Origin of the sequence: Methylobacterium sp. WL120, from assembly GCF_008039465.1 — a bacterium.
GTDB lineage: Bacteria > Pseudomonadota > Alphaproteobacteria > Rhizobiales > Beijerinckiaceae > Methylobacterium > Methylobacterium cerastii.
Genome location: NZ_VRUT01000050.1, coordinates 18402 through 29876, shown reverse-complemented (window position 1 = coordinate 29876; position 11475 = coordinate 18402). Strand labels below are relative to the sequence as shown.

General features: G+C 72.0%; 11 protein-coding genes. 8 read left to right on the top strand and 3 right to left on the bottom strand.

All coding sequences use genetic code 11. From position 1 onward, the window contains the following. From FV229_RS11700 to FV229_RS11690, 3 genes are all read left to right on the top strand, one after another. The coding region (locus FV229_RS11700; RefSeq protein WP_147752142.1) for an ABC transporter permease at positions 1-799 on the top strand (799 nt) is incomplete at its 5' end. Between the two features lie 19 nt (positions 800-818). Further along, complete coding sequence (locus tag FV229_RS11695; RefSeq protein ID WP_147752141.1) at positions 819-1742, top strand: ABC transporter permease; 924 nt, start codon at positions 819-821, stop codon at positions 1740-1742. Positions 1743-1750: 8 nt separating this feature from the next. Further along, positions 1751-2791, top strand: a complete 1041-nt coding sequence (locus FV229_RS11690; RefSeq protein ID WP_147752140.1) for a formamidase — start codon at positions 1751-1753, stop codon at positions 2789-2791. Between the two features lie 5 nt (positions 2792-2796). Here FV229_RS11690 and FV229_RS11685 read toward each other — a convergent pair whose 3' ends face one another. Both FV229_RS11685 and FV229_RS11680 read right to left on the bottom strand, forming a co-directional pair. Next, on the bottom strand, positions 2797-3111 hold the full coding sequence (locus FV229_RS11685; RefSeq protein ID WP_147752139.1) for a BrnA antitoxin family protein: 315 nt from the start codon (positions 3109-3111) through the stop codon (positions 2797-2799). Continuing rightward, the gene (locus FV229_RS11680) at positions 3092-3397 is read right to left on the bottom strand and encodes a BrnT family toxin (RefSeq protein WP_147752138.1); all 306 of its coding nucleotides are present in this window, start codon (positions 3395-3397) and stop codon (positions 3092-3094) included. The genes FV229_RS11685 and FV229_RS11680 overlap by 20 nt, the downstream gene beginning before the upstream one ends. A gap of 54 nt (positions 3398-3451) precedes the next feature. Here FV229_RS11680 and FV229_RS11675 point away from each other — a divergent pair, with 54 nt between their 5' ends. The 4 genes from FV229_RS11675 (at position 3452) to FV229_RS11660 (ending at position 8137) form a co-directional block, all read left to right on the top strand. Continuing rightward, positions 3452-4183 (top strand): isochorismatase family cysteine hydrolase, encoded by a 732-nt coding sequence (locus tag FV229_RS11675; RefSeq protein ID WP_147752137.1) that lies wholly within the window; start codon positions 3452-3454, stop codon positions 4181-4183. After that, positions 4180-5274 (top strand): ring-opening amidohydrolase, encoded by a 1095-nt coding sequence (locus FV229_RS11670; protein WP_147752136.1) that lies wholly within the window; start codon positions 4180-4182, stop codon positions 5272-5274. The genes FV229_RS11675 and FV229_RS11670 overlap by 4 nt, the downstream gene beginning before the upstream one ends. 10 nt (positions 5275-5284) lie before the next feature. Beyond that, positions 5285-6844 carry an ABC transporter ATP-binding protein gene (locus tag FV229_RS11665; protein ID WP_147752135.1) on the top strand — a complete coding sequence of 520 codons (1560 nt, stop codon included), beginning with the start codon at positions 5285-5287 and terminating at the stop codon, positions 6842-6844. 315 nt (positions 6845-7159) lie between these two features. Beyond that, positions 7160-8137, top strand: coding sequence for an HWE histidine kinase domain-containing protein (locus FV229_RS11660; protein WP_147752134.1), 978 nt, complete (start codon positions 7160-7162; stop codon positions 8135-8137). Positions 8138-8261: 124 nt separating this feature from the next. Here the strand turns inward: FV229_RS11660 and FV229_RS11655 are convergent, their stop codons facing one another. Beyond that, positions 8262-8663, bottom strand: a complete 402-nt coding sequence (locus tag FV229_RS11655; protein ID WP_147752133.1) for a hypothetical protein — start codon at positions 8661-8663, stop codon at positions 8262-8264. A gap of 377 nt (positions 8664-9040) precedes the next feature. Here FV229_RS11655 and FV229_RS11650 point away from each other — a divergent pair, with 377 nt between their 5' ends. Further along, the gene (locus tag FV229_RS11650; protein ID WP_147752143.1) at positions 9041-11461 is read left to right on the top strand and encodes a PAS domain S-box protein; all 2421 of its coding nucleotides are present in this window, start codon (positions 9041-9043) and stop codon (positions 11459-11461) included. Positions 11462-11475 lie beyond the last annotated feature (14 nt).

Here is an 11475-nt window from a genome sequence, read left to right as displayed (position 1 = left end):
GGCCCAGCCGCTGGCCGCGCTGCCGCCCGCGCTCGCGATTCCGCTGATGGCGCTCGCCGCCGCCCTCGTCGGCGCGGTCTGGATCGGGGCCGTCGGCTTCCTTCAGGCCTATCGCGGCGTCAACGCCACCATCGCGAGCCTGCTCCTGTCCTATATCGCCATCGCGCTCTCCAACCACCTGATCGAAGGCTGGCTGCGCGATCCGGCGAGCCTCAACAAGCCCTCGACGTTGCCCGTCGGCGACGCCTTCATGCTCGCGCCGATGCCGGGGATCGGGGTGCATTGGGGCCTCGGGGTCGGCGTCCTGTCCTGCCTCGTCGCCTACGTGCTGATGGACCGCACGACGCTGGGCTTCGCCGCGCGGATCGCCGGCGGGAACGTGCGCGCGGCCCAGATCCAGGGCCTGCCGGTCGGGCGCCTGATCGTCGGCTTCACCGCGCTCGGTGGCGCCTTCGCGGCGTTGGCCGGGTTCTTCGAGGTGGTCGCGGTGCAGGGGACCGCCAACGGGACGCTGGCGGCCGGCTACGGCTACACCGGCATCCTCGTCGCGTTCCTCGCCCGCCAGAACCCGATCGCGATCATGCCGGTCGCGTTCCTGCTCGGTGGGATCGAGGCGTCGAGCGGGCTGATCCAGCGCCGGATGCAGCTGCCCGACGCCACCGTGCTGGTGCTCGAAGGGCTGCTGTTCCTCGTGGTGCTGGCCAGCGAGACGCTCTACGGGCGCCTGCACCTGTTCAGCCCGCACCTGTGGGCGACCAAGCGCGCGGCCGCCGCCCTGCCGGCGGGGGCGCCGGCATGACCACGGCGGGGAGCATGCGATGAACGGCGACCTCGGGCTCTGGAGCGTCCTGATCGCGGTGGTCGGCGGCGCGATCCGCGTCTCGACGCCGTTCCTGTTCGTCAGCCTCGGCGAGACCATCACCGAGCGCTCGGGGCGGATCAACCTCGGGCTCGAAGGCACCCTCGTGTTCGGCGCCATGTCGGCCTACGCCACCGCCGTGCTCACCGGCTCGCCCTGGGCCGGCGTCGCGGTGGCCGGCCTGGCCGGCGGCGCCTTCGGGCTGCTGCACGGGTTCGTCTGCCGCCTGCCGCGGGTCAACGACGTGGCGGTCGGCATCGCGCTGATGCTGTTCGGGACGGGGCTCGCCTTCTTCTTCGGCAAGGCCTTCATCCAGCCCTCCGCCCCGCCGCTGCCGGCGATCCCGTTCGGGTTCTGGTCGGACGTGCCGCAGATCCAGGCGGCGTTGCGCGTCAACGTGCTGTTCCTGGTGGGCGCCGCGCTCTCCGTGTTCCTGTGGTGGGCGTTCCGCAACACCAAGGCCGGGCTGATCGTGCGCGTCGTCGGCGACAGCGCCGACGCGGCGCGCGCCATGGGCTACGACGTCGACCGCGTGCGCCTCTACGCGACGGCCGCCGGCGGCGTGCTCGCCGGGATCGGCGGTGCCTACCTGTCGTTGTACTATCCGGGCTCGTGGAACGAGGGGATCTCGTCGGGCCAGGGGCTGATGGCGGTGGCGCTCGTCATCTTCGCCCGCTGGAACCCGCTCGCGTGCTTCGCCGCCGCCCTGCTGTTCGGCGGCGCCGGGGCGCTCGGCCCGGCGCTGCAATCGGTCGGCGTCACGCAGGGCTACTACCTGTACTACGCCGCCCCCTACGTCCTCACGCTCGCCCTGCTGATCGCCACCTCGTCGCCCGACCGGGCGCTGGCCGGCGCGCCGGGCGAGCTCTCCCTCTCGAAATAGGATTCTGCATGAATGGTCTCGGCGGCCTGAACAAATCCCCGAACGGCGTCGTCCTCGGCCTGGTGCAGCTCAAGCTGCCGCGGATCGAGACGCCGGCCGACCTGAGCGCGCAGACCGACCGGATCGTCGCGATGGTGGCCAAGGCGCGGGCGAACCTCGCGACGATGGACCTCGTGGTCTTCCCCGAATACGCGCTCCACGGCCTCTCGATGGACACGCGGCCCGAGCTGATGTGCCGGATGGACGGGCCGGAGGTGGCAGCCTTCCGCAAGGCCTGCCTCGACAACCGGATCTGGGGTTGCTTCTCCATCATGGAGTTCAACCCCCACGGCGCGCCCTACAACACCGGCCTGATCGTCGATGATTCCGGCGCGGTGAAGCTGTACTACCGCAAGATGCACCCCTGGGTGCCGGTGGAGCCGTGGGAGCCGGGCGACCTCGGCATCCCGGTGATCGACGGGCCGAAGGGCGCCAAGCTCGCGCTGATCATCTGCCACGACGGCATGTTCCCGGAGATGGCGCGCGAATGCGCCTACAAGGGCGCCGAGATCATGATCCGCACGGCCGGCTACACCGCGCCGATCCGCGAATCCTGGCGCTTCACCAACCAGTCGAACGCCTTCTGCAACCTGATGGTCACCGCCAACGTCTGCCTGTGCGGCTCGGACGGCACCTTCGACTCGATGGGCGAGGGCATGGTCTGCAACTTCGACGGGGCGATCGTCGCCCACGGCACCACCGGCCGCGTCGACGAGATCATCACCGCGGAGGTCCGGCCCGACCTCGTGCGCGAGGCCCGCATCCACTGGGGCGTCGAGAACAACATCTACCAGCTCGGCCACCGCGGCTACACGGCGGTGAAGGGCGGCGCGCAGGATTGCCCCTACACCTACATGCACGACCTCGCGGCCGGCCGGTACAGGGTGCCCTGGGAGGACCAGGTCCGGACCGTGGACGGCACCGCCTGCGGCTTCCCCGCGCCGACCCGCTCCTACGGCGCCGGGCAGACGAGCCCGAACGCATCCGCCGCGCGGGAGGCGGCCGAGTGAGGGCCTCAGCCCTTCTTCAGCGCCGCCATCATCTCGCGGCGCAGGATCGCGTTGATGCGGGTCTGGTAGCCCCGCCCGGGCGCGCGCAGCCACGCCAGCACGTCGGCATCGATCCGCACCGTCGTGGAAGTTTTCACCGGCCGGTAGAACGGGTTGCGCACGGCGTTCGCCCAGAAGGCCTCGGTCAGGGGCGGGATGTCGCCGTCGTCGATCGCCTCGTCCGGCATCGCCGCGCGTGCCTTAAGCTCTGCCTTCTGCGTCTCGGTGAGGGGCGGCGGGTTGGCGAGGTCGATCTCGTAGCTAACCAGCTTCGTCTTCATAGCTTCGCCTTTCCGAACGATCGGCCTTGCGGGCGGAGATGATGCGGACGACCTCGATCTCCTCGCCGGCTTCGGTCGCCTCACGGATCGTGTGGACGACGACGAGCACCCGGATCGCGTCCGCCATCCCGACGATCCGCCACCGCAGCTCCCGATCTTCGATCCGATCCGCCGAGGTGATCGCGAACGGGTCCGTGAAGACGCGCGCTGCCGTCTCGAACCGCACCCCATGCCTGCGCAGCTTGGACGCGGCCTTGTCGAGATCCCATTCGAAGCGAATCGTCACGTCGAAATTGTTACGACAAAGCGGTTCGGCAAGCCGGTGCCCTGAGGCATCGTCATGAGCTTCGATCGACCTCCTTCCGCCGACGCACGGCCCGGCACCACCATCCCCGCCGAGCCTTACCCCTGGCCCTACGACGGCGACCTGCGGCCGTCGAATACGGCGCTGGTCATCATCGACATGCAGACGGATTTCTGCGGGGCGGGCGGCTACGTCGACGCGATGGGCTACGACCTGTCGCTGACCCGGGCGCCGATCGCGCCGATCGCCCGCCTGCTCGCCGCGATGCGCAGCCGCGGCTACGCGATCGTCCACACCCGCGAGGGCCATCGGCCCGACCTCTCCGACCTGCCGGAGAACAAGCGCTGGCGCTCGCGCCGGATCGGCGCCGGCATCGGCGACCCAGGGCCCTGCGGCAAGATCCTGGTGCGCGGCGAGCCCGGGTGGGAGATCATCCCCGAACTCGCGCCGCTGTCCGGCGAGGTGGTGATCGACAAGCCCGGCAAGGGCGCGTTCTGCGCCACCGACCTCGAGCTGGTCCTGCGCACCCGCGGCATCCGCAACCTCGTGCTCACCGGCATCACCACCGACGTCTGCGTCTCCACCACCATGCGGGAGGCCAACGACCGCGGCTTCGAATGCGTGGTGCTGGGCGACGCCTGCGGCGCCACCGATCCGCAGAACCACATGGCGGCGCTCCGCATGGTGACGATGCAGGGCGGCGTGTTCGGCGCGGTCTCCGACACCGACGCCGTGATCGCGGCCGTGACCGCGCAGGCGGCCGCATGAGCACGCGCCGCGCCGTCGTCCACCGCATCGCCGTCGCCGCCCCCGACGACGTCTCCGGCCTGGAACGCGCGATCGCGGAGGGCCGGATCGCGCCGGGCGCCGTCGTCGCCATCTTCGGCAAGACCGAGGGCAACGGCCTGGTCAACGACTGGACCCGTGGGCTCGCCGCCCGCGCGCTCCGCGACCTGCTCCGACGGCATGCCGGCGAGGCGGCCTCCGAGCGGGTCTGCCTGGTGATGTCGGGCGGCACCGAGGGCGGTCTGTCCCCGCATCTCACGGTCTTCGAGGTGCGCGAGGCGGACGAACCCGCCGAGCCCGGCGCCCTCGCCATCGGCCACGCCCACACCGCCGACCTGGCGCCCGAAGAGGTCGGGCGCCTGGCCCAGGTCGAGTCGGTGGCCGAGGGCGTGCGCGCGGCGATGCGCGACGCCGGCATCGCCGACCCGGCCGAGGTGCATTTCGTCCAGGTGAAGTGCCCGCTCCTCACCTCGGAGCGGATCGCCGCGGCGCGCGGCCGGGGCGCGGATTGCGCCACAGCCGACACGCTGAAATCCATGGGCCTGTCGCGCGCCGCCGCGTCGCTGGGCATCGCCACGGCGTTGGGCGAGGTCGGCGCGCTGGAGGAGGGCGCGATCGGCCGGGATTTTGCGCTCGCTTCCTCGCGCGCCTCGGCGTCGGCCGGCGTCGAGCTGATGGGCCACGAGATCGTCGTGCTCGGGCGCGGCGCCGGCTGGTCCGGCCCGCTGCGGATCGACCACGCCACCATGGCGGACGCCCTCGACGTCGAGCCGGTGCGGGCCGCGCTGGCCCGGCTCGGCCTCGGCGCGGCGGGACAGCTGGCGCCGGCCCAGCGCGAACGGCTCGTGGCGCTGCTGGCCAAGGCCGAGGCCCCGTCGGACGGGCGCCTGCGCGGGCGTCGCACCACCATGCTCACCGATTCCGACCTCGCCGCGACCCGCCACGCCCGCGGCTTCGTCGGCGGGGTGCTCGCCGGCCTCGTCGGCCATGCCGAACTCTACGTCTCGGGCGGCGCCGAGCATCAGGGACCGGATGGCGGCGGCCCCGTCGCGATCATCGCCCACGCGCCGTGAGAGGCCGCCCATGACGTCGCCAGCCCCGGTCCCGATGCCCGTCCCGCCGCGCGCCATCGGCGTCGAGACCGTCGGCATGACGAAGCGCTTCGGCGCCTTCGCCGCCCTCGACGACGTGTCGATGAAGATCGCGGCCGGCGGCTTCCACGCGCTGCTCGGCGAGAACGGCGCCGGCAAGTCGACCTTGGTGAAGTGCGTGATGGGCTTCTACGCCCCGAGCGCCGGCACGGTGCTGGTCGACGGCCGCGAAGCCGAGATCACCAACCCGAAGGGCGCGCAGGGGCGCGGACTCGGCATGGTCTACCAGCACTTCACGCTGGTGCCCTCGCTCACGGGAGCCGAGAACCTCGTCATCAGCCGCGCCGACGCGCCCTCGGTGATCGCCTGGGGCCGCGAGCGCGCGCGGCTCTCCGCCTTCATGGCCGGCATGCCGTTCCGGCTGAACCTCGACCGGCCGGTGGCGGAGCTGGCGGCGGGCGAGAAGCAGAAGCTCGAGATCGTCAAGCAGCTCTATCTCGAAGCCCGCTTCCTGATCCTCGACGAGCCGACCTCGGTCCTGACGCCGGCCGAGGCCGAGGAGGTGCTGGGGCTGCTCCGCGCGATGACCGATCGCGGCGACCTCACCGTGCTGATGATCAGCCACAAGTTCCGCGAGGTCGAGACCTTCGCCCGGAGCCTGAGCGTGCTCCGGCGCGGGAAGCTCGTCGGCGGCGGCGCGGTCGGCGAACTCTCCCGCGACGACATGGCGGCGATGATGATGGGCGAGCGCAAGGTGCGCGTGCCGGCCGCCCGCGTCGGCGCGCCCGACGAAGCCCGCGAGGTCCTGCGCATCGCGGGCGTCACCGCCACCGACGCCTCGGGCCTGCGCCACATCGCGATCGACGCGCTCAGCGTTCGCGCCCGCGAGGTCGTCGGCATCGCCGGCGTCTCGGGCAACGGCCAGAAGGAGCTGGCCGACGTGCTCGGCGGGCAGGTCCGCGCCACCGGAGGCCGGGTGGTGGTGGCCGGCGCGTCCTATGCCGGCACCCGCGCCGAGAGCCGCGCCCGAAAAGTCCGGTTCATCCCGGAGGAGCCGCTGCGCAACGCCTGCGCGCCGCGGATGTCGGTGGTCGAGAACCTGGGCTTTCGCGCCTTCGACCGGCGCGGCGACGACCCCACGGCCAAGCCGACCTTCTGGCTCGACCGGGGGGCGATGGCCCGGCGCGGACGCGACCTGATCGAGCGGTTCAAGGTGAAGACCGCCTCCTCGGAAGCGCCGATCGCCACCCTGTCCGGCGGCAACGTGCAGCGGGCGGTGCTCGCCCGCGAACTGACCGACCCGGTCGACCTCCTGATCGTGGTCAACCCGTGCTTCGGCCTCGATTTCTCCGCCGTCTCGGAGATCCGCAACCGGATCGTGGCCGCGCGCAACGCCGGCGCCGCGGTGCTGCTGATCAGCGAAGACCTCGACGAGATCCTGGAGCTGTCCGACCGCATCGTGGTGATGTCGGAGGGCCGCCTCGTCTACGAGACGCCGGCCGCCACCGCCGAGGTGGCCACGATCGGCCGTCACATGGCCGGGCATCACTGAGGTCGGGCGTCCGACAGGGACTGGGTGTCCGGCCACAAGCCCCTCGGGATCGAGGGGGCGCGTAGCTGCGCGCGAAGGAATCCTCCAGCGATCGCGCGACAGCGAGGTGTTCGGATGCCGGCGCTTCGTGGAGCGGGCCGAAGGCTGACGCCCGACTGCATCCCTCGCGCGTGACGGTCTCGTGCGGGTGCCGCATCGCGACATCGCGACCGGAGCAAAGGCGCCGGATCCGAGTTCCCTTCCGTCGAGACGGCGCCGCGCCTGCATCCGGGCCGAATTCCGGCAGGATGCGAACAGCTCGATTCGGAAGGACGCATGGCGCAGGGCACGGATCTCACCGGCGAAGCGTGGACGCTCGCGAGCTTCACCGCGGCGATCCATCGGGGCGGCGTCGGCCTCTGGGCGTGGTCGCCGGAGCGGCGCCTCGCCCAGCTCGACGAACTCTGCCGCGCGTTCTGGGAGACGACGGAGCCGGTGGTCGGCATCGACGCGCTGTTCGCGCGGGTGAACGCCGAGGACCGCCCGGCGATGATGCGCGATTGGGCGGCGAGCGCCGTCGACCCGCACGCCTACAGCTTCGACTTCCGCATCGGCGAGGGCGCCGACGCGCGCTGGATCTCGGCGCGCGGCGTCGGCGGCGAGGCCGGCCGGGTCGGCGAATGGGTCCAGGCCATCTTCCTCGACATCACCGACCGCAAGCGGGCCGAGGAGGCCGAGCGGCTGCTGACCGCCGAGCTCGCCCACCGCGTCTCGAACATGTTCACGGTCGCCCGCGCGCTCACCGCCATCGTCGCAAGGGAGGCGACCTCGACGCCGAACTTCGCCGAGGACCTGTCGCAGCGCTTCGGCGTGCTGCACGAGGCGACCGCCCTGGCGATGCGCGCCAGTGGGGCCGACCAGGGCGACGTGCGCCTGCGCGACCTCGCCGAGCGCATCCTGGCGCCGTACCTGCGCGGCGCCGACATCACCGTGGACGTGGCGGACGCGGTCGTGGCGCCGCGCGACAAGGTCAACGACTACGCGATGATCTTCCACGAGCTCGCCACCAACTCCGCCAAGTACGGCGCGCTGGCGGGCGGCGGCACCCTCGACCTCGTGGCGCGGTTCGCCGACGACGTGCTGACGCTCGACTGGACCGAGGCCGGCGCGGCGTCCGGGACCACCAAGGCCGACGGCACCGGGTTCGGCTCGCGCCTTCTCAAGCAGACGATCGAGCGCAGCCTCGCCGGCCGCTTCGAGCGCACCATCGACGCCGCCGGGCTGCATTTCCGGATGGCGGTCCCGGCCCGGTGACGGGCCGGCGGCCGCGCCGCGCTCACCTCGCGACCGAACACGAAGGAGGGCGCCCGACTCGCGTCGGGCGCCCTCGATCGATGAACCGCTGCGGACGGACGATGCCCGCCCGCGCGTCCGTTCGTCAGTATCCGTAGGCCGGGTAGCCGTAGCCGTAGGCCGGGGCGTAACCGTAGGCCGGCGCATAGCCGTAGCCGCCGTAATAGCCGACCGGGCGGCCGTAGCCGTATCCGCCGTAACCACCATAGCCGCCGTAGGAATTCGCGACGATCGCGCCGGCTGCGAGGCCGGCGATGCCGAGGCCGATGGCCGCGCCCGGGCCGATGCCGCGGCGGTAGCCGTAGCCGCGTCCGTATCCGCCGTAGCCACGGTATCCGCCGTAGCCGCCGCGGAAGCCGACGCCGCGATAGCCGTAGCCGCCGTGACCGTAGCCGCCGCCGTAACCCCAGCCGCGGGCCTCGGCGGGCGCCGACGCCAGCAGGCCGAGGCCGAGCAGCGCGGTGGAAGCGAGTGCGAGCTTGCGCATTCGAGTTCTCCTGTCGTGATGCGTATGGGACTTAAAACACCTTCGGCCCGATCGCGTTCCAACAGGGGATGATCGTTCGCTGCGTCGCAGCGTCCGGCGATGGAAATCCGACGCCGGGTGCCAAGGCTTCCTGCTCCTTCTCGGATGGTCCGGCGTGGAGGCCGGGCATCGGTTTCCGACCGCTCGGGATCGGCCTGCGGCGACCGTCCGCGATGCCCCCTGCGCCCCCCGCGTTGACCGGAGGCGATCGCCTGACGCATGAAGGCCGGCGGCATCACGGGCGTCCGGACGGGCGCTCCGCCGTCGCCGCGGACCGTTCGCGAACGGGTGTCCTGGGGCGGCGAGCCTCCCGGAACATGTCCCTGGAAATGGACGGCATGGACGACGAGATCGAGCGCCTGCGCAGCGAGAACCGGAGACTCGAGGCCGAAGTCGCGCGCCTGCGCGGGCGCAACGCCGCGCATGTGCGCCTGCCGCAGGAGGGCCAGCGCACCTCCGGGGCGGACGTCGACCTGCTGTTCACGGCGGCGGAGAAGACCCGCATGCCGCAGATCGTCACCGACCCGAACCTGCCGGACAACCCGATCGTGTTCGCCAACCGGGCGTTCCAGGTCCTGTGCGGCTACTCGGCCGAGGAGCTGATCGGCCGCAACTGCCGCTTCCTGCAGGGGCCGGACACCGACCCGTCCGACATCGCCAAGGTGCGCGACGCCATCGCCGCGCGGCGCGACGTGGTCGTCGAGATCCTGAACTACCGCCGCGACGGCTCGACCTTCCGCAACGAGCTCTACGTCAGCCCGGTCTTCACCCCCGAGGGCCACCTGCGCTACTTCTTCGCGAGCCAGCTCGACGTCACCCGGTTCCGCACCGAGGAGGGCATGCTCGCCGAGAGCGAGGCGCGCTACCGCACCCTGTTCAACGCGCTCGACGCCGGCTTCTGCGTGATCGAGCTGCGGTTCGACGCCGACGGCCGCGCGGTCGACTACCGCTTCGTCGAGGCCAACCCCGCCTTCTCGCGCCACACCGGCCTCGACGACGTGGTCGGCAAGTGGGTGAGCGAGGTGGTGCCCGACCTCGAGCGGAGCTGGCTCGACACCTACGGAAAGGTCGCCCTGACCGGCCGGGCCGTCCGCTTCGAGAGCGGGGTCGTCGCGCTCGGCCGCTGGTTCGAGGTCCAGGCCCTGCGCATCGGCGATCCCGTGCAGCACCGCGTCGCCCTGCTGTTCAACGACGTGACCGACCGGCAGAAGGCCGAGAGCGTCCTGCGCGACACCGCCCGCGACCGGACCACGGAGCGCGACCTGGTCTGGCGGGCCAGCCGCGACCTCCTCGTGGTCTGCGGCTTCGACGGCCTCTACCGCTCGGTCAACCCGGCCTGGAACGGGATGCTGGGCTGGTCCGCCTTCGAGCTCGTGCGCACCTCGTTCAGCGACTACGTCCACCCCGAGGACAAGGCGGCCGCCTCCGTCGCCTTCGAGCAGCTGCGCGCCGGCCAGGTGCTGGACAGCCTCGACGTGCGCATGCTCACCGCCGACGGCGGCTACCGCTGGGTGTCGTGGAACGCGATCCCGCAGGAGGACCACTTCTACGCCGCCGGCCGCGACGTCACCGAGCGCCGCGCCCTGGAGGAGCAGCTGCGCCAGTCGCAGAAGCTCGAGGCGGTCGGCCAGCTCACCGGCGGCGTCGCGCACGACTTCAACAACCTGCTGACGGTGATCCGGTCCTCGACCGACCTGCTCAAGCGCCCCGACCTGCCGGAGGAGCGCCGCCAGCGGTACATCGGCGCGATCTCCGACACGGTCACCCGCGCCGCCAAGCTCACCGGGCAGCTGCTCGCCTTCGCCCGGCGCCAGTCCCTGACCCCGGAGGTGTTCGACGTCGGCCGCAGCGTCGCCTCGGTCGCCGACATGGTCGGCACGCTCACCGGCGCCCGCATCCGCGTGGTCACCGACGTCGCCGCCAACCGCGACGGGCGCGGCAACGAGGTGCCCTACCTGATCGACGCCGACCCGAGCCAGTTCGACACCGCGCTGGTCAACATGGCCATCAACGCCCGGGACGCGATGGACGGGGAGGGCCGCCTCGACATCAACGTCCGCCGCGCCTCCGCCATCCCGGCGGTGCGCGCCCATCCCCGCGTCGCCGGCGACTTCGTCGCCGTCTCGGTCCGCGACACCGGCACCGGCATCGCGACCGCCGACCTCGACCGGATCTTCGAGCCCTTCTACACCACCAAGGGCGTCGGCCAGGGCACCGGGCTCGGCCTGTCGCAGGTGTTCGGCTTCGCCAAGCAGTCGGGCGGCGAGGTCGTGGTCGAGAGCACGCTGGGCGAGGGCACGACCTTCACCCTGTACCTGCCCCGCGAGGTCGGGCGCTCGGTGGCGGCCGAGGACGACGGCGAGCCCGAGCCCCTGGCCGACGGGCACGGCACCCGCGTCCTCGTGGTCGAGGACAACCAGGAGGTCGGCTCCTTCGCCACCCAGGCCCTGCGCGAGCTCGGCTACGAGACCGTGTGGGCGATGAGCGCGGAGGAGGCCCTGACGGTGATCTCCGCGTCCCCGCGCTTCGACGTGGTGTTCTCCGACGTGGTGATGCCGGGGATGAACGGCATCGACATGGCGCGGGAGATCCGCCACCGCCAAGCCGGCCTGCCGGTCGTGCTCGCCTCCGGCTACAGCCACGTCATCGCCGAGCAGGGCACCCACGGCTTCCCGCTCCTGAAGAAGCCCTACTCGGTGGAGGACCTGTCCCGCACCCTGCGGCGGGCGGTCAACCGCGCCGGCGCGGCGGGGCCCTGATCCGTCCACCATGA